This window comes from Serratia sp. 14-2641 (assembly GCF_001692375.1).
In the GTDB taxonomy this organism is placed as follows: domain Bacteria; phylum Pseudomonadota; class Gammaproteobacteria; order Enterobacterales; family Enterobacteriaceae; genus Chania; species Chania fonticola_C.
The window spans coordinates 56,344-81,537 of record NZ_LXKR01000029.1; the positions used below are offsets into that span (position 1 = coordinate 56,344).

23 protein-coding genes are annotated in these 25,194 nt (G+C 52.9%); 15 read left to right on the forward strand and 8 right to left on the reverse strand.

Translation table 11 applies throughout. The features are described from left to right. The first annotated feature begins 10 nt into the window (after positions 1–10). Positions 11–1,090, forward strand: coding sequence for an alanine racemase (gene alr / locus A6U95_RS13420; protein WP_065684850.1), 1,080 nt, complete (start codon positions 11–13; stop codon positions 1,088–1,090). A 49-nt stretch (positions 1,091–1,139) separates the two neighbouring features. On the opposite strand, the gene A6U95_RS13425 is transcribed toward alr, so the two are convergent. Beyond that, positions 1,140–1,907, reverse strand: a complete 768-nt coding sequence (locus A6U95_RS13425; RefSeq protein ID WP_065684851.1) for a transporter substrate-binding domain-containing protein — start codon at positions 1,905–1,907, stop codon at positions 1,140–1,142. A gap of 224 nt (positions 1,908–2,131) precedes the next feature. Here A6U95_RS13425 and A6U95_RS13430 point away from each other — a divergent pair, with 224 nt between their 5' ends. The 4 genes from A6U95_RS13430 (at position 2,132) to A6U95_RS13445 (ending at position 5,336) form a co-directional block, all read left to right on the forward strand. Next, entirely contained in the window at positions 2,132–2,599 is a 468-nt protein-coding gene (locus tag A6U95_RS13430) for an Lrp/AsnC family transcriptional regulator (RefSeq protein ID WP_065684852.1), read from the forward strand. 147 nt (positions 2,600–2,746) lie between these two features. After that, positions 2,747–3,940, forward strand: coding sequence for an amino acid aminotransferase (locus A6U95_RS13435; protein WP_024483973.1), 1,194 nt, complete (start codon positions 2,747–2,749; stop codon positions 3,938–3,940). 245 nt (positions 3,941–4,185) lie between these two features. Then, a complete protein-coding gene (locus A6U95_RS13440) occupies positions 4,186–4,539 on the forward strand; it encodes an MmcQ/YjbR family DNA-binding protein (protein ID WP_021180803.1) in 354 nt (117 codons plus the stop codon). Between the two features lie 377 nt (positions 4,540–4,916). Then, the gene (locus A6U95_RS13445; RefSeq protein ID WP_024528001.1) at positions 4,917–5,336 is read left to right on the forward strand and encodes a DUF1090 domain-containing protein; all 420 of its coding nucleotides are present in this window, start codon (positions 4,917–4,919) and stop codon (positions 5,334–5,336) included. 230 nt (positions 5,337–5,566) lie between these two features. Here A6U95_RS13445 and uvrA read toward each other — a convergent pair whose 3' ends face one another. After that, a complete protein-coding gene (gene uvrA, locus A6U95_RS13450) occupies positions 5,567–8,395 on the reverse strand; it encodes an excinuclease ABC subunit UvrA (protein WP_024528000.1) in 2,829 nt (942 codons plus the stop codon). A 286-nt stretch (positions 8,396–8,681) separates the two neighbouring features. Between uvrA and ssb1 the strand changes: the two genes are divergently transcribed. Continuing rightward, positions 8,682–9,224 (forward strand): single-stranded DNA-binding protein SSB1, encoded by a 543-nt coding sequence (ssb1, locus tag A6U95_RS13455; RefSeq protein WP_024483970.1) that lies wholly within the window; start codon positions 8,682–8,684, stop codon positions 9,222–9,224. 58 nt (positions 9,225–9,282) lie between these two features. On the opposite strand, the gene A6U95_RS13460 is transcribed toward ssb1, so the two are convergent. Both A6U95_RS13460 and A6U95_RS13465 read right to left on the reverse strand, forming a co-directional pair. After that, positions 9,283–10,032, reverse strand: coding sequence for a 3-oxoacyl-ACP reductase family protein (locus A6U95_RS13460; RefSeq protein WP_065684853.1), 750 nt, complete (start codon positions 10,030–10,032; stop codon positions 9,283–9,285). Positions 10,033–10,228: 196 nt separating this feature from the next. Next, complete coding sequence (locus A6U95_RS13465; RefSeq protein ID WP_065684854.1) at positions 10,229–10,489, reverse strand: YdgH/BhsA/McbA-like domain containing protein; 261 nt, start codon at positions 10,487–10,489, stop codon at positions 10,229–10,231. 362 nt (positions 10,490–10,851) lie between these two features. On the opposite strand from A6U95_RS13465, the gene A6U95_RS13470 reads away from it, so the two are divergent. Continuing rightward, the gene (locus tag A6U95_RS13470; RefSeq protein WP_065684855.1) at positions 10,852–11,775 is read left to right on the forward strand and encodes a LysR family transcriptional regulator; all 924 of its coding nucleotides are present in this window, start codon (positions 10,852–10,854) and stop codon (positions 11,773–11,775) included. 68 nt (positions 11,776–11,843) lie between these two features. On the opposite strand, the gene A6U95_RS13475 is transcribed toward A6U95_RS13470, so the two are convergent. After that, the gene (locus A6U95_RS13475) at positions 11,844–13,190 is read right to left on the reverse strand and encodes an adenylosuccinate lyase family protein (protein ID WP_024527996.1); all 1,347 of its coding nucleotides are present in this window, start codon (positions 13,188–13,190) and stop codon (positions 11,844–11,846) included. A 204-nt stretch (positions 13,191–13,394) separates the two neighbouring features. Here A6U95_RS13475 and dcuC point away from each other — a divergent pair, with 204 nt between their 5' ends. The 6 genes from dcuC to A6U95_RS13505 all read left to right on the forward strand — a co-directional run bounded on the left by dcuC (position 13,395) and on the right by A6U95_RS13505 (position 20,131). Beyond that, positions 13,395–14,867 carry a C4-dicarboxylate transporter DcuC gene (gene dcuC, locus A6U95_RS13480; protein ID WP_065684856.1) on the forward strand — a complete coding sequence of 491 codons (1,473 nt, stop codon included), beginning with the start codon at positions 13,395–13,397 and terminating at the stop codon, positions 14,865–14,867. A 105-nt stretch (positions 14,868–14,972) separates the two neighbouring features. After that, entirely contained in the window at positions 14,973–15,428 is a 456-nt protein-coding gene (locus tag A6U95_RS13485) for a lipocalin-like domain-containing protein (RefSeq protein ID WP_065684857.1), read from the forward strand. Further along, the gene (locus A6U95_RS13490) at positions 15,425–16,093 is read left to right on the forward strand and encodes a glutathione S-transferase (protein ID WP_065684858.1); all 669 of its coding nucleotides are present in this window, start codon (positions 15,425–15,427) and stop codon (positions 16,091–16,093) included. The genes A6U95_RS13485 and A6U95_RS13490 overlap by 4 nt, the downstream gene beginning before the upstream one ends. 46 nt (positions 16,094–16,139) lie before the next feature. Next, complete coding sequence (locus A6U95_RS13495; RefSeq protein ID WP_065684859.1) at positions 16,140–16,547, forward strand: VOC family protein; 408 nt, start codon at positions 16,140–16,142, stop codon at positions 16,545–16,547. 388 nt (positions 16,548–16,935) lie between these two features. After that, the gene (locus A6U95_RS13500) at positions 16,936–18,297 is read left to right on the forward strand and encodes an NCS2 family permease (RefSeq protein WP_039995975.1); all 1,362 of its coding nucleotides are present in this window, start codon (positions 16,936–16,938) and stop codon (positions 18,295–18,297) included. Positions 18,298–18,481: 184 nt separating this feature from the next. Continuing rightward, on the forward strand, positions 18,482–20,131 hold the full coding sequence (locus tag A6U95_RS13505; RefSeq protein ID WP_024483960.1) for a Na+/H+ antiporter: 1,650 nt from the start codon (positions 18,482–18,484) through the stop codon (positions 20,129–20,131). Between the two features lie 36 nt (positions 20,132–20,167). Here A6U95_RS13505 and A6U95_RS13510 read toward each other — a convergent pair whose 3' ends face one another. Both A6U95_RS13510 and A6U95_RS13515 read right to left on the reverse strand, forming a co-directional pair. Further along, on the reverse strand, positions 20,168–21,895 hold the full coding sequence (locus A6U95_RS13510) for a SulP family inorganic anion transporter (RefSeq protein ID WP_065684860.1): 1,728 nt from the start codon (positions 21,893–21,895) through the stop codon (positions 20,168–20,170). 199 nt (positions 21,896–22,094) lie between these two features. Next, the gene (locus A6U95_RS13515; RefSeq protein ID WP_059199017.1) at positions 22,095–22,973 is read right to left on the reverse strand and encodes a LysR family transcriptional regulator; all 879 of its coding nucleotides are present in this window, start codon (positions 22,971–22,973) and stop codon (positions 22,095–22,097) included. Positions 22,974–23,107: 134 nt separating this feature from the next. Here A6U95_RS13515 and A6U95_RS13520 point away from each other — a divergent pair, with 134 nt between their 5' ends. Together A6U95_RS13520 and A6U95_RS13525 are read left to right on the forward strand one after the other, a co-directional pair. Next, a complete protein-coding gene (locus A6U95_RS13520; protein WP_065684861.1) occupies positions 23,108–23,530 on the forward strand; it encodes a CidA/LrgA family protein in 423 nt (140 codons plus the stop codon). Beyond that, positions 23,523–24,212 (forward strand): LrgB family protein, encoded by a 690-nt coding sequence (locus tag A6U95_RS13525; RefSeq protein ID WP_065684862.1) that lies wholly within the window; start codon positions 23,523–23,525, stop codon positions 24,210–24,212. The genes A6U95_RS13520 and A6U95_RS13525 overlap by 8 nt, the downstream gene beginning before the upstream one ends. A gap of 29 nt (positions 24,213–24,241) precedes the next feature. Here the strand turns inward: A6U95_RS13525 and A6U95_RS13530 are convergent, their stop codons facing one another. Continuing rightward, positions 24,242–24,931: a CTP synthase gene (locus tag A6U95_RS13530; protein WP_065684863.1), complete on the reverse strand. Its 690-nt coding sequence runs from the start codon at positions 24,929–24,931 to the stop codon at positions 24,242–24,244. Positions 24,932–25,194: the final 263 nt, after the last annotated feature.

Genomic DNA, 25,194 nt, shown 5'->3' on the forward strand with positions numbered 1-25,194 from the left:
AGGAATTGAAATGAAAGCGGCAACTGCTGTCATCGATCGCCGCGCCCTGCGACATAACCTGCAACAGATCCGTCGCTTGGCGCCGCAAAGCCGCCTGATTGCCGTGGTGAAAGCCAACGCCTATGGACATGGCCTGTTGGAAACGGCTCACACCTTGCAAGATGCTGACTGTTACGGCGTAGCGCGTATCGGCGAAGCGTTGATGCTGCGTGCCGGTGGCATCGTTAAACCGATCCTGCTGTTGGAAGGGTTCTTCTGTGCTGAAGATCTGCCCGCGCTGGTGGCGAATAATATCGAAACCGCCGTTCACAGCATCGAACAGCTCGAGGCACTGGAGCAGATTGAATTGGCGCACCCGGTGTCGGTATGGATGAAGCTGGATAGCGGTATGCATCGTCTGGGCGTGCGTCCGGAACAGGCAGAGGCGTTCTACCAGCGTTTGAGTGCCTGTCGCAACGTGGTGCAGCCGGTCAATATCATGAGCCATTTCAGCCGTGCCGACGAGCCGCTGGTGGATGCGACCGAAAAGCAAATCAGCTGCTTTGAGCGCTTCGCCAATGATAAGCCGGGCCTGAAGTCGATCGCGGCTTCCGGCGGGATCTTGCTGTGGCCACAGGCTCATTTTGACTGGGTACGCCCAGGGATTATCCTATATGGCGTATCCCCGTTGGAGGAGCCCTATGCCGATCACTTTGGGCTGCAACCTGCCATGACGCTTAAATCCAGTCTGATAGCCGTGCGTGAGCATCGTGCCGGGGAGCCGGTAGGCTACGGCGGGCTATGGGTGAGTGAACGAGATACCCGCCTGGGCGTAGTGGCGATGGGGTATGGCGATGGTTACCCACGCAGTGCGCCTTCTGGCACGCCGGTATGGCTGAACGGACGTGAAGTACCGATTGTCGGCCGTGTCTCCATGGATATGATTTCCGTCGATCTGGGGCCGGATGCCAGCGATAAAGTGGGTGATGAAGTGGTGCTGTGGGGCAATGAGCTGCCGGTTGAACGGGTGGCTGCTTTTAGCGGCATCAGCGCCTATGAGCTGATCACCAAGCTGACCCAGCGCGTAACGATGGAATATATCGGCGAGTAATTCCCCTCATCTTCTCCCTGCGGGAGAAGATGAGGAGGCATTCGTCAGCTTACTTCTTCACCGCCAGCCACTGGCCGATAATCTTCTGGTACTCCCCGCTGGCCTTGCTCAAGTGCAGCCATTGATCGACATACAGCTTCCAACTCATATCATCACGCGGCAGCATATAGGCCTTCTCGCCGTATTGCATCGGCTTATCCGGGTTCACCGCACACAGCTTGGGATAGCGCTTTTGCTGGTACAGGGCTTCGGAGGCATCGGTGATCATCACGTCGGCCTTGCGGTCCACCAACTGCTGGAAAATGCCCATATTATCGTGGGACAACGTCAGGTTGGCCTTGGGCAGATGGGCACGGACAAAGGCTTCGTTGGTGCCACCGGCAGGCTCGATCAGCCGCACTGCAGGTTTGTTAATCTGCTCAACGGTGCGGTATTTTTTCACGTCGGTACAACGCACCAGCGGGATTTTGCCATCGGTATCAAGCCGCTCGGCAAAAAACACCTGCTTTTGGCGCTCCAGCGTCACTGAGATCCCCCCCATGGCGATATCACATTTCCCGGCCACAAAGTCAGGTGTCAGGGTTTTCCAGGTCGTTTTTACCCATTTCACCTTGGCTCCCAGGCTGTTGGCCAGCGACTCTGCCATCGCGATATCAATGCCTTCGTAGCTGCCATCCTCTTTCAGGAAGGTGTAGGGCTTGTAATCGCCGGTGGTGCAGACCGTCAGCGTTTTTTGCTGCAATACCTTGTCCAGATTGGATTGTGCGCTGGCGCTCCCGGTGGCGACCAGCAAGGCGAGAGGCAATAGTTTTTTCATCAAATTTCCTTTTCATGTCGACAAATACATTTGTGGTTTTATGCGCGGTTTTGCCGTTAATTGTTGTTGGTTTGCGTAATTTGGCCGTTTTTTATGCCATTTCTGAGCAAGGAAGCTGGCTTTGCTGCTATGTCTCTCACAACCCGCCAGCACCGATGGTTGCAAGGCTAAAAAAGCTGCTAGTCTGTAGCGTCAACATTTATTAACACATTTTACAGGTGGCTATGTACAACATTGACGATTTTGATATGAAAATCCTGACGCTGTTACAGGCCAATGGTCGTCTGACCAATCAGGAACTGAGCGAACTGGTCGGGCTTTCGGCCTCGCAATGCTCGCGCCGCCGTATCAGCCTGGAACAGGCCCAGTTGATCAAAGGGTATCATGCCCGGCTGGCACCGGAGGCGGTGGGATTGGGGCTGGTGGGGCTGATAGAGGTAAGCCTGCTGACCCATACCCAAGAGCTGATCGACAGTTTCCATCAGATGCTGGCAGAAGTGGACGCAATTGTTGACGTTTATAAAACCACCGGCGATGCCGACTACCTGCTGAAAGTAGCGGTAGCAGATCTGCCCACGTTAAGTGAGTTTATCAGCCAGACGCTTTCCCGCCATAAAAGCGTCGGACATATCAAAACGGCGGTGGTGCTGGAACGGATCAAAGAAAACGGTTTGCTTCCGGTGGCGAGATAAAGCTAAAACCCAACGCCAATTTGTGGCTATAGTAGGCTGTGTCCCTCAATTGACCGTGGTGCTGTCGCAGACCCAAAAGCCCTAATCAAGGTGGAGGGTGCAGGGCCTAGACAGTGTCCGAACAACCAAAATCAGGAGAACCAACCCGTGTTCCAGAATGTTGAAGCCTATGCAGGTGACCCGATCCTGTCGCTGATGGAAAAATTCAAAAAAGATCCCCGTGCGCACAAGGTGAACCTGAGTATTGGCCTTTACTACAACGAGCAAGGCATCATCCCACAGATGAAGGCCGTTGCCGCTGCTGAAGCCCAACTTAACAGCGTTGAACAGGGAGCCTCGGTCTACCTGCCGATGGAAGGCCTACAGCCTTACCGTAGCGCAATCCAACAGCTGTTGTTTGGTGCCGAACATCCCATGCTGCAACAGGGGCGTATCGCCACCATTCAAACCGTGGGCGGCTCTGGTGCGTTGAAAGTCGGGGCCGACTTCCTGAAAAGTTATTTCCCGGATTCTCAGGTTTGGGTCAGCGATCCGACTTGGGAAAACCACGTAGCCATCTTTGGTGGTGCTGGTTTCAAAGTGAATACTTACCCCTATTTCGACGGTGAAAAGCTGGGGGTGAAATTTGATGCCATGCTGAGCACGCTGCAACAGTTGCCAGCCAAGAGCATTGCGCTGCTGCATCCTTGCTGCCATAACCCGACCGGTTCCGATCTTACCAATGCCCAGTGGGATCAGGTGGTTAAAGTGATCGCCGAACGTGAACTGATCCCGTTCCTCGACATCGCCTATCAAGGCTTTGGCGGCGGAATGGATCAGGATGCCTACGCCATTCGCGCCATCGCAGCTGCCGGTTTGCCGTGCCTGGTGAGCAACTCATTCTCGAAGATCTTCTCGCTGTACGGTGAGCGCGTGGGTGGGCTTTCTGTGGTGTGTGAAAGCAGTGAAGCTGCTGAACGCGTGCTGGGGCAGTTGAAAGCGACCGTGCGCCGTAACTACTCCAGCCCACCGAACTTCGGTGCGCAGGTGGTGGCAAAAGTGCTGAACGATGCGCAGCTGAAAGCGCAATGGCTGGCCGAAGTGGAGTCCATGCGCAGCCGTATTCTGGAGATGCGTAAAGCGCTGGTCGAAACGCTCAAAGGGGCATTGCCGCAGCGTAACTTCGATTACCTGCTCGAGCAGCGCGGAATGTTCAGCTACACCGGCTTCAGCGCGGCTCAGGTTGATCGGCTGCGTGAAGAGTTCGGTGTCTATCTGATCCACAGCGGTCGTATGTGTGTGGCGGGTCTTAACCACAATAACGTTCGTCAAGTGGCCGAGGCCTTTGCTGCGGTGCAGTAACGGCCTGAATGCAGTGATTTTAGGGGCGATAGCGATATCGCCCCTTGTTGTTTCTGGGTGCTGGCGGTTGCCGCCAACGGGATAAAGAATATACTGACTGAGGGCGCTCAGACTTTTCGTATGCGCCATAAAGCCTTGCTTTCAGCGACCAGGCGCGGTTCTCTAGCTGACTGGCAGGGTATCTGGCTGGCAACAGCATACTCACAGTGGTTCGCGCCGCATTGTGTCTTTCGGGGAATAACCCAATGAATAACTCAGCACTGCTGGAATACTGCATGGCGAAACCTGGCGCACACCAAAGCGATCAAAACCAATGGCAGGCCAGCCAGATCAAGGTGGGTGATGTCATGTTCGCTATGGTGTGTGAAGTGCAGGGTCGCCCGGCGTTGGCGATCAAAAGCAGCCCGGAACTGGCGGAAAGCCTGCGTGAGCAGCATCCGGAAATCGTCCCCTGCGAACATCTGAATAAAGCCCATTGGAACGCAGTATTTCTGGATGGCAACCTGCCCAACTCGCAGTTTTATCACTTGATAGACAGCTCATATCGGTTGGTGCTGGAAGGGTTGCCCGATCAGGTGCGCCAAGAGCTGCGCATTTGAATTTATAGGTGGCCAGGCCTGTTGGCTCAAGAGTGGCGACAGGCCAAGAGGACTACGTACCCCGATATCTATGGGGAAATTTTATTTTGTAGGTCAATGTTGTTTACTGCGTTATTTAGTTCTGAGAAACAGGATTGGCAAGGTTTTTTTTGTGGTTAATTCCGCTGATTGGATTATTTTATATTAATTGGTAATAATTTAAAGACTGATGAAAATAGGTTGATAATTTATTTGCAATAGTACGGCGCAGTTAATTAAGAGAGTTCTCATTGGAATCTAAATTATGACTGTGTTATTAATGCGTCTATATTAATCTGCTTAAAGGCAAATAAGGATAAGGGATCCCTAGGGGGAACCTGCTAAAAGGAAATTTAACTATGAAACTGCATCATTCAATATTTTTGGTACTGCCGCTGCTCGTTTATTCCTCGTTATCATTAGCTTCGCCAAATTGTGCAATAAAAGAACAAAAACTGCGAGAGCAGCTTGATTACGCGACGCGTTATGGCAATGTCCATCGTGTTGAGGGGCTTAATCGGGCCTTGGCCAATGTGCAGACCTACTGCCACGGTAGTTATCAAGGTCGTTATAATAGATACGATTATGCGCCAGCCGCTCAGCCGTTTGAATTTGATCGCCAGTATCAAATTGCCAAGAAGCAACGAAAAGTAGAAAAAAGAAAACAAGAGCTGTATGAAGCACAGCTCAAAGGCAAGCCGAGCAAAATTGCTAAACGACAGAGAAAATTAGCCGAAGCCGAATTTGAATTGAAACAGGTGCAGGCATGGGGGGGATAACCTGGCCGATATGAGAAGATGTTAGCCTCAGATAAATAATGCCGAGTTTTGGCGGTGAGTGTGATTTGGCCACTGAGTCGGCACGTTAAGCGTTTTACCTATCCGTGTGACAGTTAAAACCCCAAATCCGCTCCCGCCCTTCTAAGGTGGAAACTTATTGCTGTCCCCAGGTTGCGCCGTAATAACGGCCAACACGCCGAGCTTGGGGGTTCGGCATGTTGGCCACGGTTTTATCTCTGCAACATCGGTTTCAGGAATCGCGCGGTATGGGACTCTTTACAGTTGGCCACGGTTTCCGGCGTGCCGGACACCAGGATCTCACCGCCGCCGCTGCCGCCTTCCGGCCCCAGATCGACGATCCAGTCCGCCGTTTTGATGACGTCCAGGTTGTGTTCAATCACCACGATGGTGTTGCCCTGATCGCGTAACTGATGCAGCACCGCCAGCAACTGCTGGATATCGGCGAAGTGCAGGCCGGTGGTGGGTTCATCAAGAATATACAGCGTCTGGCCAGTGCCCCGTTTCGACAGCTCACGCGCCAGTTTCACACGCTGCGCTTCACCACCGGAAAGGGTGGTGGCCGACTGCCCGAGACGGATATAGGAAAGCCCAACCTCCATCAACGTTTGCAGCTTACGCGCCAAGGCGGGTACGGCATCGAAGAAGTCACGGGCTTCCTCAATGGTCATTTCCAGCACCTCGTGGATGTTTTTACCCTTGTACTTCACTTCCAACGTTTCGCGGTTATAGCGTTTGCCTTTGCACTGATCGCAAGGCACGTAGATATCCGGCAGGAAGTGCATCTCTACCTTGATCACGCCATCGCCCTGGCAGGCTTCGCAGCGGCCGCCCTTGACGTTAAAGCTGAAACGGCCCGGCGTATAGCCACGGGTACGGGATTCAGGTACCCCGGCAAACAGTTCACGCACCGGGGTGAAGATCCCGGTATAGGTGGCCGGGTTAGAGCGTGGCGTACGGCCAATTGGGCTCTGATCGATATCGATCACCTTGTCGAAATGTTCCAGACCGGTCACTTCGCGGTAAGGAGCCGCTTCGGCAATGGTTGCACCGTTGAGCTGGCGTTGGGCGATCGGGAACAGCGTATCGTTGATCAGCGTTGACTTGCCGGAACCGGAAACGCCGGTAATGCAGGTAAACAGCCCGACAGGCAGCGTGAGCGTCACGTCTTTCAGGTTGTTGCCGCGTGCGCCGCTGAGTTTCAGCACCTTGGTCGGATCGGCGGGCACGCGTTCGGCCGGAATGGCGATTGAGCGCTTGCCGCTAAGGAACTGGCCGGTCAGTGAATCCGGTTGGGCCATGATGTCATCGACGGTACCTTCCGCTACCACCTGGCCGCCGTGAACACCGGCACCAGGGCCGATATCGATCACGTGGTCGGCCGCGCGGATCGCGTCTTCGTCGTGCTCTACCACGATCACCGTGTTGCCCAGATTACGCAGGTGGATCAGGGTTTCCAGCAGGCGTTCGTTATCGCGCTGGTGCAGGCCAATGGAAGGCTCATCCAGCACGTACATCACGCCTACCAGGCCAGCACCGATCTGGCTTGCCAGGCGAATACGCTGGGCTTCACCACCGGACAGCGTTTCCGCAGAGCGTGACAGTGAAAGGTAGTTCAGCCCGACGTTAACCAGGAACTTCAGACGATCGCCGATCTCTTTCAACACCTTCTCGGCGATCTGGGCACGTTGACCGCTCAGTTTCATATTCTGGAAGAAGGTCATGGCATGGCCGATGCTGAGCTCAGAGATCTCCGGCAGCGTAGTATCTTCCACGAACACGTTACGGGCTTCTTCACGCAGGCGTGTGCCACGGCATGAGGCGCAAGGACGGTTGCTGATAAATTTGGCCAGCTCTTCGCGCACCGCGCTGGATTCGGTCTCTTTGTAGCGACGCTCCATATTATGCAGCACGCCTTCAAACGGATGGCGGCGCACGGTGGTGTCACCGCGATCGTTGATGTATTTGAATTCGATCGACTCTTTGCCCGAACCGCTCAGTACCGCTTTCTGCACGTTGGCATCCAGGCTGCTGAACGGGGCTTCTACATCAAAGCTATAGTGCTCCGCCAGCGAGCGCAGCATCTGGAAATAATAGAAGTTACGACGGTCCCAACCGCGGATAGCGCCACCGGCCAGAGAAAGCTCGGGGTTCTGTACCACACGTTCAGGATCGAAGAACTGCTGCACGCCCAGTCCGTCACAGGTTGGGCAGGCGCCGGCTGGGTTGTTGAACGAGAACAGCCGGGGTTCCAGCTCGCGCATGCTGTAGCCGCAGATGGGGCAAGCAAAGTTGGCGGAGAACAGCAGTTCATCGGCTTTTTCGTCATCCATATCGGCGACGACGGCGGTACCGCCGGACAGTTCCAATGCGGTTTCAAACGACTCGGCCAAACGCTGTGCCAGATCGTCACGCACTTTGAAACGATCCACCACTACTTCAATGGTGTGTTTCTTTTGCAGCTCCAGCTTTGGCGGATCGGAGAGATCGCACACTTCACCGTCGATGCGCGCGCGGATATAGCCCTGGGTTGCCAGGTTTTCCAGCGTTTTGGTGTGTTCGCCCTTACGATCTTTCACCACCGGTGCCAACAGCATAAGGCGTTTGCCTTCCGGCTGGTTGAGCACGTTATCCACCATCTGGCTGACGGTTTGTGCCGCCAACGGAACGTGGTGATCCGGGCAACGCGGTTCGCCGACGCGGGCAAACAGCAGGCGCAGGTAATCGTGGATCTCGGTAATGGTCCCGACCGTGGAGCGCGGGTTATGCGAGGTCGATTTTTGCTCGATGGAGATCGCCGGGGACAGACCTTCAATATGGTCGACGTCCGGTTTTTCCATCAGCGAAAGAAACTGGCGAGCGTAGGCAGAGAGCGATTCAACGTAGCGCCGCTGCCCCTCGGCATACAGTGTATCAAAAGCCAGTGAGGACTTGCCGGAACCTGATAGACCGGTAACGACGATCAGCTTGTCGCGCGGGATAATCAGGTTGATGTTTTTGAGATTGTGGGTTCGAGCACCACGAACTTCGATATTGTCCATTTACACTTCCCGTCTTGATGATACACCGCGCCTGTCTGCGTTTTTTGTGGGCGATTATGTGATCTGTTGCGCAAAAAAACGGCTCGGCCAGTACGAAACGCATAATTATGGCACAAAAAAACCTGAATGAATATCCAGTATACGAATGCAACAAGGTCGTTCGCAGAGACATTTTTGGAAGGCACTTCGCAGGTATAATCTAAGCAGGTGGCATGCTACAATTTGTGGTTTAGACTATCCAAAATGTGGTCTGAATCCACTTAAATGACTCATCGGGAGATCGAACATGGCCAGCAGAGGCGTAAACAAAGTAATTTTGGTCGGGAATCTGGGTCAAGACCCTGAGGTCCGTTACATGCCTAATGGCGGCGCAGTTGCCAACATTACCCTGGCGACCTCCGAAAGCTGGCGTGACAAGGCTACTGGCGAGCAGAAAGAAAAAACGGAATGGCACCGCGTGGTGTTGTTCGGCAAGCTGGCAGAAGTGGCGGGTGAATACCTGCGTAAAGGTTCCCAGGTTTACATCGAGGGTGCATTGCAGACCCGTAAATGGACCGATCAGGCGGGCGTAGAAAAATACACCACCGAAATCGTGGTCAACGTGGGTGGCACCATGCAGATGTTGGGTGGCCGCCAAGGTGGTGGTGCTCCAGCAGGCGGCGGCGCTCCAGCGGGTGGCCAGCAGGGCGGTTGGGGTCAACCTCAGCAGCCACAGGGTGGCAACCAGTTCAGCGGTGGTCAACAGCAGCAGGCTCGCCCAGCGCAAAACAGCGCACCAGCAGCCAGCAACGAACCGCCAATGGACTTTGACGACGATATTCCGTTCTGATTGTCTTCAGGTTCAAAACGAAAAGCCCCTTTTTGGGGCTTTTTTACTTTAGAAGGCATTACGCCGAGAAGCCACCGTCAATCGTTAGGCTGGCACCGGTGATATATCCCGCCTCTGGCCCCGCCAGATAAGCCACAAAGCTGGCAATCTCTTCATCCTTACCATAACGGCCAACGGCCATCATCGGTTTCAACTGTTCGGCAAAATCGCCATCTGCCGGGTTCATATCGGTATCTACCGGGCCGGGCTGGACGTTATTGACGGTAATGCCGCGCGAGCCCAGATCGCGAGCCATGCCCTTGGTTAAACCAACCAGCGCCGACTTGCTCATGGCGTAGATCGCCCCACCGGCAAACGGCATGCGCTCGGCGTTGGTGCTGCCGATATTGATAATGCGACCGTTGTCGTTCATATGGCGTGCTGCCTCCTGGCTGGCAACAAATACGCTGCGGACGTTAACGGCCAGCGTGCGATCCAGATCTGCTAACGACAATTCCGCCAGACTACCCATTGCCAGCACGCCCGCGTTGTTCACCAGAATATCCAGCTTGCCGAAGCTGTTTACCGTCTGGCGTATCGCCAGTTGCAGAGCCTCAGCGTCGGCACTGTCTGCACGGATGGCAATGGCTTGACCGCCAGCGGTCGTAATAGCTTCAACCACCTCATTGGCTTTATCGGAGGATGAAACGTAGGTGAAAGCGACGGTTGCGCCTTCACGTGCCAAGCGCTTAACGATGGCTGCACCGATACCGCGTGAACCACCTTGGACAAAAGCCACTCGGCCTGACAGAAGTTGGGTTACCGACATGATATCTCTCCAAAAGTTGTGATGGTGATAAATAGCAACTGCAGTATCTGGGAAAACGCAGGCAGGGGATTGCCAAAATGGGCCATGTGCCGGTTGGCTGGCGGGGATGGGTTACATTATAGAGTAGTCTGGTTGTTCCGGTTTTTACTACCGGTTAAAACGCGAAAAGCCCCTTGCGGGGCTCATAATCTGACGATTAGTTAAAGATTTCTGCGGTGCCGTACAGCTTGTTCTGGCCACCGGCGGACACGATGCGGTAAGAGTTGGCACCGGATGCGGCGGCTTTGCTTGCCAGTTCGGCTTCCAGAGCGCTCAGGTTGCTGGCACCGCTTACGGAAACCACACCGATTTTTTGTGCGTCGGCAGCAGGTTGGCTGGTGAGCTGGTCAGCGGCAATGCTGGCGAAAGAAGCGGAAGTTAACAGTACAGCAGTAGCAAAAATTTTGATGCTTTTCATGATTCAATCCTCAGGGGTTTTGTTAGGTGAGAGGCTGTTGTCTCTCGATGTGTTGAATGATAGGCCACTTGGCGGGAATGGAAAATCGGATAGTTTTGAGTATCTACATCAAATAAACTGAATCATTGAGAGGGGGCGAAAGTTGAAAGGGTAGCTATCTGCTAACTGGCCACTTGAGAAGTGTCTATCATGAAGGCGGCACGATTTATTGGGTATCTAAAGGGGAGGGGGGCAACACATTATCCTTTAGGCGAACAGGCGCTGAGGCTTGTTTCTTCTTCAGTTTTACTCATTTTCCTTGTTACAATGACCAACCAGTTAGGTCAGCCCACTAACGTTAAGCTATGTATCGGGAAGCAGGCATGAAGAATAATCTATCGATAAGATCGGCCTCTTTGAGAGATTTTGAAATTATCAAGGCTATTATTGAAAAAGGTTCTGCGACCCAGGCTGCTGAGTCCCTTGGAATAAGCCAACCCGCAGTCAGTAAGGCGGTGGCCAGTATTGAAGAAAAGTTGGGTAAGACACTATTTACCCGTGAGAAAGGGCGCCTGAACCCCACCAAAGATGCTCTGTTTTTCTATGAGGAAATTGTTAATATCTTTAACTCCCTCGAGAGAATAGATGATAACAATTGGGCCAGTAAGTCCAGCAAGACGTTAAAAGTGATCACGACCCCAACCATTGCGTATTCCTATCTCGCCCCCCTGACAGCTCGCTATGCTAAAGAAAGAAGTAATGTCAAAGTCTCATTTAGCGTGGTGAATTCTGTCGATATGATGAATTTGCTCAGAGAAGGGCGGGCCGATATTGCACTGGCAAATGCGGATATAAATAACAACCTGGCAGAATTAACGATAGAGCCAATATTTAAATCCAAAATTGTGTGTATGATGCACAAAAATCATGAGTTGGCAAAGAAAGAAAAGCTGGTGCTTTCAGATTTTAATTTCAGAAATATTATCATGTATACCACAAGGAATATTTTGTTTTCCAAAATTATGAAAGCATTCAGTGGTTCTGGTGTGGAAACCAACGTTATAGCAGAGGTGTCGGATTCGCTGGTGGCCCTGAATTTTGTCAATGAAAATCTGGGGTTATGTTTGGTGCCAAATTTCCCAGTCATCCATCAGTTCAACGATAACATCATTGTCAAAGACATTGATGTGGAGATTTACGATGAAATGGCCTTTTTCTATCTGCCCAATATCTTAAACCCCTACTGCAGTGATTACGTAGAGTATGTGACTGATCATTTGCAGTCTATACAACATTTGTCAAAATGAAGAAAGAGCTCATTGATATATAAATGAGCCCTTCGGATAGACCTGTGGCAGCATGGGTAAAGCGCTGTTTATCTTTTTACATTTTGCAAGACAAAATCAACACAGCTCTCGGCTTCCCCGATATAGCTTGCCTCATCAAGTAATTTATCGATATCTATTGTTGCAACGACATCTTCCTTGATGAGTTGAGCACGAATGCAATCGGAAAACGCTGCGCCAGTTAACACCGACTCCATGGCGGCTTCGTACAATATATGGTGTGCTTCGGCACGGCCAATATCTTTGGCAAGAGCCATCATGATAGATTCTGAGAGAATAAGGCCTTTGGTCAGCTTGATGTTTTCCAGCATTTTTTCCGGATAAACCTGTAATCCATCGATCAGTTTAAACAGATTTTCACTGATCGAGACTGCCAGAATAGCCACTTCGGGAAGCGTGACATCCATCACATTACTTTCCGCAGCGTCACCTTCATTCATTTTGATCATCGCCATGTATGATAGGGGAACACGAGCGCGTAGCAATTGTGATAGGCCAACCAGGTTTTGCGCATTTTGCGGGTTACGCTTCTGGGCCATCGTGGAGCTGCCAACTTTGCCATGATGGAAACTTTCTTCCAGTTCGGCCAGTTCCGTTCTCTGCAAGAAAATGATTTCCTGAGCGACCTTTTCAGTAAAGCTCGCCAATTGCCCAAGAATGGCGACGTAATGTGTTTGTGAGTCGCTGGAGGTGCGTACCGGGATCGTGTTGGATGTCAGATTAAGTAAGGCAGCCATGCCCTCTTGAATCTCCCGACCTTTGCCTTCCATGGCGGAGAAGGTTCCTACAGCCCCTCCCAGGCTGACAGTAAAAGCCTCTGACGTGGCATTGGAGAGCCTGCTTTTGATGCGCTGAAGTTCAGCAAACCATGACGCGACCTTAAAGCCAAAAGTGATTGGCAGGGCGTGCTGCCCATGAGTTCTTCCCGCCTGGGTGTAGCTCTTTGATTTTAAAGCCAGTGCGGAAAAAGAGAGCAATGCCTTTTCCAGATAACCGGTGATGAGCTTATGGCTGGCACGAAGCTGTAAAGACGCAGCCGTATCAAAGATGTTTTGAGTCGTGGCCCCCCAGTGAATATAGCCTGCAGCTTGTTTGCCACAGACACGTTCAAACTCTCTTAAGACAGGTACGAACGGGTGGCAAGTTTCCCGGATCCCTTGCTTGATAGCGTCAATGTTCAGCAAATCTGCGTTAGCGGATTGAGTAATTTTTTGCGCACACTCTTCGGGGATGATCCCCAGTTTTGCCTGTGCTTGAGCAAGAGCCGCTTCGACATCTAGCCATGCTTGTATAGTTTTAACATCAGACCACAGTTCAACAGCTTGGGGATTGAACCAGTGACCTGTGATGCATGATTCGAACATACCCGTATTCATAACATACCTCTCATTACATTTTGGTTATGTATGTATTCCTTTTTTGATTATTGGTGTGAAAAAGCAGCGTAGTCAACCGGTAACTGCCGTTTTATTGCGTTTTATTGCTTTTGAGATCGTTATCACATGTTTTATTTGTCATGTGATCATATCATAAAGGTAATGATAGTTGTCGGGTGCTACTTCATGCAAAGGTGAGTCATCATGCAAAGGGTAATGTTGAATCAAGCTAAAACGATGTTGTTTATTATCATGGGGTTAATAGCGCTGGGCGCGTTGAAGCACCTGTTCGGTGACAAGCCCTTTATTCTTGCTATCACCTTTCTGGTGATTGTGTTGGTTTGCGCTGGCATCGCAAAGAAATACTATGCTCAAGCTGTGATTTTAACCGGGGGCATTATTCTCTTGATAGCAACGGTCATTGCCTTTCCTGATGTCAGTATTACCAAGGCAGCGTCTGGTTCCAAATTCATTGATATTTTCGTTGAAATAAAAGTGCTTTTTTCCGATAGTATTTCCAAGCTTGGCTTGATTATTATGGTTATTGCCGGCTTTTCAAGATACATGAACGATATTGGCGCGTCGGCAAAACTGGTCGGGGTTTGTATTAAGCCCCTCAAGAGAATCAATGCGAAGTACGTACTTTTAGGCTGTTGTTATATCCTGATGCAGGTTTTAGCCTTGTTTATTTCAAGCCCTTCAGGGTTGGCTCTCTTGATGCTCACAACGCTATATCCGGTTTTACGTTCTATTGGATGTTCAAAAGCGGCTGTAGCCTCAGTGATTGCCTCTGGCATATGTATTGACTATGGGCCATCCGCTACCGGGAGCGTGCTGATTTCCGAACTCACTGGATATGACCTGTTTTCATTCTTTGTGGATAAGCAGGTTCCTATTGTTGCCATCCTCTTCGTTGTCATCGGGATATCTCATATGGTGATGCAGGCATACTGGGACAGAAAAGAAGCTGTAAATGAAGATGATAACGAAAATCATGCCAAGGACGCTGACATTTCCAAGCATGTTCCGACGTACTATGCTCTGCTGCCTGTCGTTCCAATGATCATTCTCTTCGTTTTCTCCAGTCTGGTGGAGGAGTATCTCCCCTCTTATTTGCAAATTAAAATTGATGTGGTTTCGGCGATTATTTTATCGTTCTTTATTGCTTTCCTGATTGATTCAATCAGAACCTTCGACCTCAAGAAATCAACCGATAAGGTGCTTGGGCTATTCGATCAGATGGGGCAGTCTTTTATTACCGTGGTCTCTATTCTGCTTTGTGCTCAGGTTTTGGTGGCGGGGATTATAAAAATTGGCTTTATTGATACGCTGTTTGGCTTTATTCCTAATGAGGGTCACTATGCCACGGTCATCGTCGTTCTGTTTAGTTTGCTGATTTTCTGTGGCTCAGTGATTATGGGGACCGGGACGGTGTTTAATGCCTTTGCTCCTCTTAGTGCTGAAGTGGCGAAAGGTGCGGGTATTTCGGTGTTTAAGATGTTGGTACCGTTGCATTTTTCAGCCAGTTTAGGACGGAGCTTTTCGCCAATTTCAGGCGTTATTATCGCCGTGTCTGGCTTCGTAGGGGTGACGCCGTTCCAGATAATCAAAAGAAACTGTGTGCAATTAACCATTGCCTATGTCCTGATGATGGTGCTTTCTCTGTCCTATTTGTGAGTGAATAAGGCTGGGGGGCAGATCATCAAACTCAATCATAGGCATCATTGGCGATAGTTGAAATCACAACTACCTTTTAACCAGGGCGTTTAAGAGGGGGATGTGATGATGGCAGACCAGTTTATTGGCAGTTGGGCGCTGGTTTCTTCCATATTCAAAGGGGAGGATGGGGCCATACATCACCCTTTGGGCGAGCAGGTGTTGGGGCGGCTCAACTATGAGGCCAACGGCACCATGGCAGCGCAGCTCTATAGCGCAACGCGGCCAAGGTTTGCCTCGGAGGATTTGGCGCAGGGCTGCGATCGAGAGATCCGCCCTGCCTTTGTGAATATGCTTTGTTACTTTGGCCGCTATCGGATTGATGAAGGTAAACAGTGCGTCATTCATCGGGTCGAGGGCTGTTCTTTCCCCAACTGGCTGGGTAGCCAGCAGATCCGCTTCTACAGTTTCACTGACGATAAACTCACATTACGCACCGTACCGTTGCAGCTGGATAACCGCGTGCAGATTGGCGAATTGGTGTGGCAACGGCTCCAGGCCGCTGAGGGAGAAAAATCATGATTATCGTACATCATCTGAATAACTCGCGTTCGCAGCGCATCTTGTGGTTCCTGGAGGAGCTCGGTGTTCCCTATCAGGTTCTGCGTTATCAACGTGATAAGACCACCATGTTGGCACCGCCCGAGTTGAAAAAGATCCACCCGTTGGGCAAATCGCCGGTAGTAGTAGACGGCGATCTGACGCTGGCGGAGTCGGGCGCCATTATAGAATATTTGCAGGAGGCCTATGATGCACAAGGGTTGTTCACTCCCACGGATTTCCACGCTCGCCAGGAGTATCGCTATTGGCTGCACTATGCAGAAGGGTCGTTGATGCCGCTGCTGGTAATGAAACTGGTGTTTAGCCGTTTAGGACACCCGCCAATCCCATGGGTGATACGCCCGGTTGCCGGGGCGATCGGCAAAGGGGTACAGAAAGAGTATCTGGATAAGCAGATTGCCACGCATCGCGATTATCTGGAGCAACACCTGAATAAAAGCACCTGGTTTGTAGGCAATGAATTCAGCGCTGCGGATATCCAGATGAGTTTCCCGGTGGAGGCGTTAGCAGGGCGAGGCGGGTTGGACGGGTGCCCGAAACTGCAAGGCTATCTGCAACGCATTCACGCGCGTCCTGCGTATCAGCGGGCTCTGGAACAGGGTGGGCCGTTTAGCGTACTGGGTTGAAGGCTTGAACTATACTCGATAGGGTCACTTTCATAGGAGGTAGCCCATGGCTACGCAAATTTTTGTTAACCTGCCCGTCAGCAATTTGCCCGCTTCTATCGAGTTCTTCCGACAACTGGGGTTTATCTTCAACCCGCAGTTTACCGATGATACTGCCGCCTGCATGGTCGTGAGTGAGAGTATTTACGTGATGTTGCTGACTCACGAGAAATTCCAGCTATTTACCCCCAATCCTGTCAGTGATGCCAACAAAGCGACGGAAGTGCTGATTTGCCTGTCGCAACCCAGCCGTGCTGCGGTAGATGCGTTGGTACGCAAAGCCATTGCCGCTGGCGGCAATACCTATAATCAGCCACAGGATTACGGCGCTATGTATGGCCATGGCTTCCAGGATTTGGATGGCCATATCTGGGAGTTGATGTACATGGATGAGCAGGCGATGCAATCGCAATAATCTTTTCCGCCCCAAGCTGTCGGGGCGATCTCTCCTCTTCAGGTCGTAATGTGATAAACCTCACATCTTCAACAATGAGCGATCCCAATACGTTTTTGCATAAATTGTCGCGATCTTTAGTTGATCAGACGGCATAGAAGGCTAGATAATCGTTTGCCTTGAAAATCCCACCCGGTAGCGTTTGGGATTTTTGGGGATAAGACCATCATAAATCACCCGCTGCATGCGATGAGAGTTAAACGTTTGCCTTTTACACGGCGTCTGTTGCCGCGTTCCTGAAGGGTAAGGAAGCGAACGTGACGGAAACGGTTTCGTAATGACCATGCATCAGTGGGATAACAAGCCATTTCATCCAGGCTGGCAGCAATGAAAAACAGGGGACAGCAACATGTCGAATTCTCAAGCAAATAACGCCGTGACACCCAAAGGCGGGCTTGATGCGTATTTTAAACTTACAGCACGGGGTACCAACGTGCGTCAGGAAGTGGTGGCAGGGTTAACCACCTTCCTGGCGATGGTCTACTCGGTGATCGTGGTTCCCAGCATGCTGGGTAAAGCCGGTTTCCCACCGACTGCGGTATTCGTTGCCACCTGCCTGGTTGCCGGGTTGGGATCGTTGCTGATGGGCCTGTGGGCCAACCTGCCGATGGCGATTGGTTGTGCCATTTCACTGACGGCGTTCACCGCCTTTAGCCTGGTGCTAGGTCAGCAGATCAGCATTCCCGTGGCGCTGGGCGCGGTATTCCTGATGGGGATCCTGTTTACCATCATCTCGATTACCGGTATCCGTTCCTGGATCCTGCGTAACCTGCCAATGGGAGTGGCGCACGGCACCGGTATTGGTATCGGCCTGTTCCTGCTGTTGATCGCGGCTAACGGTGTCGGCCTGGTGGTGAAAAATCCGCTGGATGGCTTGCCGGTCGCGCTGGGGGCATTTACCTCGTTTCCAGTGGTGATGACGTTAATCGGGTTGGCGGTGATCTTCGGCCTGGAAAAACTGCGTGTGCCAGGCGGTATCTTGCTGGTCATTATTGCCATTTCGGTTATCGGTCTGATTTTTGATCCTGCGGTGAAATATCAAGGGCTATTTGCCATGCCTAGCCTGGCGGGGCCAGATGGTAAATCGCTGATCTTCAGCCTGGATATCATGGGGGCGTTACAACCGGTGGTGCTGCCGAGCGTATTGGCATTGGTAATGACTGCGGTGTTCGACGCCACGGGCACCATCCGTGCGGTCGCTGGGCAGGCCAATCTGCTGGATAAAGATGGCCAGATCATTAACGGTGGCAAAGCGCTGACTTCTGACTCCCTGAGCAGCATCTTCTCCGGGTTGGTTGGGGCTGCACCTGCCGCGGTTTATATCGAATCTGCTGCAGGTACGGCGGCAGGCGGTAAAACCGGTCTGACGGCCACCGTGGTCGGGCTGTTGTTCCTGCTGATCCTGTTCCTGTCGCCTCTGTCCTACCTGGTGCCAGTGTACGCCACCGCTCCTGCGCTGATGTACGTTGGCCTGCTGATGTTGAGCAACGTCACCAAGCTGGATTTCGACGACTTTGTCGACGCCATGGCCGGTTTGCTGTGCGCGGTGTTTATCGTGCTGACCTGTAACATCGTGACTGGCATCATGCTGGGCTTCAGCTCGCTGGTGATTGGCCGCGTGTTCTCTGGTGAATGGCGCAGGCTGAACATCGGTACCGTGTTAATCGCGGTTGCGCTGGTGGCATTCTATGCGGGTGGTTGGGCAATTTAAGCTTTTCTTCTACGGGGCCATCCTCCGGCCCCGTTGTTCATTTCCTTCAGACTATTCTCCCTATTTGCTGCGACGTGTTTTGAAAGGCACAACAAGCTTTATAACTGAGAAAAAAAGTGATCTACTATTCGGACACTATTACCCGCGCGCTTTGGTGATCTGAACTTAAGAGTCTAAGGAAAGCATGGAAATATTTTTTACAATCCTCATCTTGATCCTGGTGGTCTCCCTGTCTGGGGTGGTAACACGCATGTTGCCGTTCCAGATCCCGTTACCCTTGATGCAAATTGCCATTGGGGCCCTGTTAGCCTGGCCGAATTTCGGGCTGCACGTTGATTTTGACCCTGAACTGTTTTTAGTGCTGTTTATTCCGCCATTGCTGTTTGCCGATGGTTGGAAAACACCGACACGCGAATTCCTGCACCACGGGCGTGAAATACTGGGGCTGGCATTGGTGCTGGTGTTGATCACCGTTGTCGGCGTTGGGTACCTCATTTACATGATGGTACCGGGTATTCCGTTGGTTGCTGCGTTTGCGCTGGCGGCGGTGTTGTCACCTACCGATGCCGTTGCACTGGGTGGTATTGTTGGCAAAGGGCGCATTCCCAGAAGCATCATGAGTGTGCTGGAAGGCGAGGCGTTGATGAATGACGCTTCCGGCCTGGTATCGTTAAAATTTGCCATCGCGGTGGCGATGGGCACCATGGTGTTCACCGTCGGTGGTGCCTCCATGGAGTTTCTGAAGGTGGCGATCGGTGGTTTGCTCGCCGGTGTGGCGGTGACCTGGACCTACAGTAAATCGCTGCGCGTGATGAGCCGTTGGAGCGGAGACGATCCGGCCACGCAGATTGTGTTGCTGCTGCTGTTGCCTTTTGCCTCCTATCTGATTGCCGAACATATCGGCGTGTCCGGCATTCTGGCTGCCGTCGCGGCGGGGATGACCATCAGCCAGTCTGGCGTGATCCGTAACGCACCACTGGCCATGCGTTTGCGTGCTAACAGCGTCTGGGCGATGCTGGAGTTCGTGTTCAACGGCATGGTGTTCATCATGTTGGGGCTGCAACTGCCGGGGATCCTGGAAACCTCGATTGTGCAGGCTGAACTGGATCCCACTATCGAGACCTGGTATCTGTTCACCGATGTGGCGATTATCTACGCCGCGCTGCTGGTGCTGCGTTTCAGCTGGCTGTGGGTGATGAAAAAGGCCAGCAATCGCTTTATGAAAAAGCGCCCTCTACAGTTTGGCGATTACAGCATACGTGAGTTGTGGGTCGCTTCTTTCGCTGGCGTACGTGGGGCGATTACGCTGGCCGGTGTGCTCTCTATCCCGCTGTTACTTAGCGATGGCACCGCCTTCCCGGCGCGCTATCAGCTGGTGTTTATCGCCGCCGGGGTGATCTTGCTGTCACTGATCGTTGGCGTACTGGCGTTGCCGTTATTGCTGCGCGGGGTGCATGTCGCAGACAAGAGCGCCAGCAAGACCGAAGAGCGCATGGCGATTGCCATGGCTGCCGAGGTGGCGATTGAGAGCATCAACAAGATGGAAGAACGGCTGGTGGCAGACACCGAGGAAAACCTCGATCCGCAGGTGCTCAAAGAGGTCAGTTCCAGGGTGACCGGAATGTTGCGGCGGCGTATTGCCAGTAAAGATGATATCGAAAATGCGCTGGCGCTGGAAAACCTCGAGCGGCGTTTCCGTTTGACCGCCTTGCGGGCGGAGCGTGGTGAGCTTTATCACCTGCGCGCCACGCAAAAAATCAGCAACGAGACGCTGCAAAAACTGCTGCACGATCTCGATCTGCTGGAAGCCTTGCTGGTTGAGCGAGAAGGCTAACCACATCTTTACGGGGGCCGCTATGCGGCCCCTATCTTACTCCGCCAAGGCTTCGGCATCTCGTTCCCCTTGCGCTTTACTCTCCTTGCTTTGGATCAGCTTTAACGCCAGATACAGGTCGGGAACCAGGATCAGTTTATTCTCCTTGCTGCCGGAGCGATCCAGGCGAAACCAACGTGTCAGCTCTGTACGGCGGCCTGCAAGTACCAGGCCGATCCCCCGCAGTTGCAGATCCCGCTTCAATTCTTCGACGGCCGCGAGCACGCTGATATCCGCATGGGTGAAGCTGGCCACCGCGTCAATCACCACCCAACGTGGCTGGTCCTGCGATCCATCTACCAGATTGGTGATCCGCCGCTTGAAATAGGCGACGTTAAAGTAGGTCAACGGCGAATTAAAGCGGTACATAAGCACGCCATCGACCGGCTGGACGCCGTTGCTCTTACCCAGCGAATGGATCATACCGTCTGCATTGACCCCCAGTAGCTGCTCGGTGGGCCGGAAAACCGTCTGTAGAAACTGCAACAGACCCAGCAGCACCGCCAGCCCAATGCCGGGAATGATCCCTACCAGCAGCACGCTCAAGAAAGTAAACAGCGCCAGATAGAACGCGGGGCGATTGCGTTTGCGCAGCCGGAAAATGCTGCGCATATCCAGCAGCGACCAAGAGGCGTAAATCAGCACCACGCCGAGTACCGATATGGGGATAAACTGCAGCGGCTCGCTAAAAAATGCCACGACCAAAGCGATCGCCAGCGCGGCAATCACCGAGACCAGCTGGCTTTTGCCGCCGTTGGCATCGTTAACGGCGGTACGGGAGTTGGCACCGCTGATGGCGAATCCCTGTGAAAGCCCGGAGACGATATTCACCAGCCCCAGCGCACGAAACTCACTGTCGGCGTCAACTTCGTAGCCATTTTTTGCCGCAAAGCTCCTGGTGGTCAGCATCATGCTGACAAAGCTGACTACGGCCAGGTTGAGTGCCGGGATCACCAGATCGCGCAGCAGCCCGGGTTTAAAATCAGGCCATGACACCATGGGCAAACCGCCACCGGTATAGCCCCCAACCGTATCAATGCCAAAGCGTGGCAAATTCGCCGCCCAGGTCAACGCCGTCGTCAGCACCACGGCGAACAGCGGGGCGGGCCAGTTAGGCCGGGCATAGTGGACGCCAAGCAGGATCAGCAGCGTCAGCAGTGACATAAGCACCGTGGGCCAATGGCTGTTGAGTAAGTTAACCGGCAGTGCGTAAATGCGTTCAATCAGCTCGCTGGAGGGCGAGGCAAACCCGAATATCTTGCTGATCTGATTGACGATAATCGTAAGCGCCACGCCGTTGAGCAACCCATTGAGGATCGGGCGTGACAGCAGATCTGCAATGGCACCCAGCTTGAAGCGGCTGGCAATCAGGCACCAGGTTCCCATCATCAGGGTCATCACGATGGTCAATTGCCAGTGCAGTTCGGTATGGCCAGCCGCTAGCGGAGTGACTACTGCGGCGATGACCGCGCAGGTGGCTGCATCAGGCCCGACGATAAGCTGACGCGATGAGCCAAAAATGGCGTAGGCGATCATCGGTAGAATACAGGAGTAAAGCCCGACGATGGCGCTCACGCCAGCCAACTCGGCGTAGGCAATCGCCACCGGTAATGCCACTGCCGCCACCGAGAGGCCAGCTCGGATATCAGGTTTCAACCAGCTACGCTCGTAAGCGAGCAGGTTCATCAGGCCAGGCGCGATACTCTGGAGGGATTTCCGCTGCATATCTTTTCCATCCGGCTGAATAAAGGGGCATGCTGTCTCTTTCGTTGGCCGGAAGAGTAAATCAGCGGTTTTTTAGTGATTTTTGGTGAGCATTAGCCGAAGTATAGCAGGGGATTATGACGTGAATTTGCTGCCGTTATGGAATGATAGGGGGACCCTGGGTTGTCAGTAAAAGCTAATCCCCCCTCATCTTATGCGCCTATGACCAATACTCCCGGCAGCAGGCAATCCAGGCCTGGGCGCTGTGGGAAAGGTAGCTGCCCTGGCGCCAGATCAGCCCCACTTGCCACTCCATTCGTGGCTCCAGCGGCAGCCAGATCAGGTTTTCTTTATCCAGCCATTGGCAGACTGGCTCTGGTAAGGTGGCAATTCCCACGCCGGCCTGCACCATCGCTGCCAGAAAATCCCACTGGCCGCTGCGTACGGCAATCTTGGGTTCGAAGCCCGCCTGCTGAAAAGCTGCCATCAGCATTTTATACAGCGTGAAGTCTTCGTTATAAATCAGGATTGGCCACTCGGCCAACTCATTGATCGCGATGCTGGTGCGGTTGAGCCAGTGTGCCGTCTTGGGCACAACTACACACATCGGGTGGCTTAGCAGGGGCAAAAAGGTCAACGGCTGGTCAGATACTGCGGGCAGTATCGTCATCGCCAGGTCCAACTCTCCGGTTAACACCGCCTGTTCAACCGAAAGGCCGCCCAGTTCGGAGATCTTCAGTTCGATACCCGGATAGGTCTGGCGGAACTGACGGATCAAACCGGCGATCTGTCTGCCGACCATCGGTGGAATACCCAGCCGCAGCACCCCCTTTTTCACCGAGCTGATGTCCTCCAGTTCGGCCTCCAACTGGCGGAACTCATCCAGGATCGCCAGGCCGCGCTGATAAACCGCTTGTCCGCTGTCGGTGAGGTGCAGCTTGCGCCCTTCGCGCACCAGCAGTGTGCACTCCAACTCATCTTCCAGATGGCGCAACATCTTGCTGATGGTGGGTTGGGTAACAAACAGTTTCTCAGCCGCGCGGGTGAAACTTTGCTGGCGGACCACTTCCACAAAATAACGCAGGGTGCGGACATCCACTTTGGGCTCTCCTGAAGGCGGTGCCGCTGGGAAACTATTCCCTTACGGCATGATGTTGATGATTTTAATTCATTTCAGGCAGGGTTTCCCGGCTGCGTATACTGTAAGCCTTGATTTTTTCTGAGGTTGCTTTCATGTCTCTGGCGTTACGCCGTGCTGCGCCTGCTTTGCTGACTCGCTTACAGGTACCTATTCAAGTGGTGCTGTATGCCTTGTTATTCCTGCTTGCCGATCGGCTGGTGCAACAGTTTCATCTGCCTTTGCCCGCCAACATCGTGGGCATGTTGATGCTGCTGGCGCTGATCCTGCTGCGCATTTTGCCGCTCAACTGGGTAAAAGCGGGGTCGCGTTGGCTACTGGCCGAAATGCTGCTGTTTTTTGTACCAGCGGTGGTGGCGGTGGTGAACTATGCCCAACTGTTGATGGTGGAGGGCTGGAAGATTTTTCTGGTGATTGCCATCAGCACCATGCTGACGCTGGGAGCGACCGGGCTGGTGGTGGATCGCGTTTATCGTTTCGAGATCTGGCTGCAACGGCGGAAAATGCGTAATGAATGACGTGATCCTCAGCATCACCTGCCTGGTGGTGACATTGGTACTCTACTTTGCCAATAAAAGGCTCTACCGCCGCCGCCGTAGCCTGCTGTTGATGCCGTTGGTGCTGACGCCGATGGTATTGGTGCTATTGCTGGTGGTGACGCATATCTCGTATCAGAGCTATATCGGCGAAACGCACTGGCTCCTGTGGTTGCTTGGCCCGGCAACTATCGCCTTTGCCGTGCCGGTATATGAAAACCTGCATATTATTCGCCGCCATTGGCTTTCTCTCAGCGCCGGGGTATTTACCGCGGTGGTGGTAGCCGTTTACAGCTCGGTGTGGTTGGCCCGTTGGTTGACGTTGCCTGATGAGGTGCAGCGCAGCTTGGCGGTGCGTTCCATCACTACACCGTTCGCGCTGGAAGCGGCGAAACAGATGGGCGGCCAACCTGACTTGGTGGCACTGTTTGTGGTGATCACTGGCGTGTTTGGGATGGCGGTAGGCGATATTCTGTTCCTGCGCCTCTCGGTGCGCAGCGGTCTGGCGAAAGGGGCGGGGTTTGGTGCGTCTTCCCACGGTGCCGGTACCGCCAGAGCCTATGAGATAGGCCAGCAGGAAGGTGTGGTGTCTAGCCTGGTGATGATGTTAGCGGGGATTATCACCGTGATCGGGGCACCCTTGATTGGCCGGTTAATGTGGTAATTAGGGGCTGGGCTAGCCCCCGGCAAGGCTTAACGAGCGGCCTGGATCAGGGCCACAATCAGTGGAGAAAGCTCCCCACGTAACGCTGCGCGTTCTGACTGGAATAGGGTAGCGGCATAAAAACGGTGCCCTGGCAGCTCCACCGAGCGGACATCGCCTTCAATGTCATGCCCACTGATGATCAGTGGGTGTTGCTGCAAATCCGCCACAAATTCAGGGTTAACACCAAAGTTACAGTGATAGCCTTCGTGAGTCTCCAGCTTGCCATAGGCGCGGGCGATCAGTGAATTTGGCTGAAACAGGATGGTGCCGGTTTTCTCAACCAGTGAACAACTCAGCGGTGCGATCACCAAGCGGCCCCCGCTATCGGTCTCCGCGTGACCAGCATCGTGCCACCCCATCACATTGCGCGCATATTCCACCACCGCATATTGAAACCCACCGCAAGACCCTAGAAAGGGGATGTTCTGCTCGCGAGCATGGCGGATCGTCATAAAGACCCCGTCATCGTTGCGATAGGGGCTGCCAGGGACTACCCAGATAGCATCGTAACCCTGTAGGGCAGAGACATCGCTCAACGTTTCTGTTGGGAGCCATTGGGATTGGATATCAAGATTCAGGTGTGAAGCGGTAAGTTGGAGAGCGACGGGGATGGCTTGGTGGGCAACGGCTTCGCTGCGGTAATCACCAATCAGAGCAAGACGAACCTGCGTTTTCATCGTTTCTTTTCCTGAGCGGGTAAAAAAGGATGTTATAGCAAGGTGAAAAACGGGTCTGTGAATTTTTCCAAGGAGAGCACAAAATGTTCGAGTGATTGAGAGCGTGCTACGATTGTTTGCCGTACCTGATTTCCGCTCCGTACGGCTCCCTCTCCCTGTGGGAGTGTACAGACCGGGGACATGGTAGACAGGTGTTCAAGGACATGGTGAACACTTTTTAACATCCTTTACCCATGATGATCGACCTATTTCTCAGGTCGATC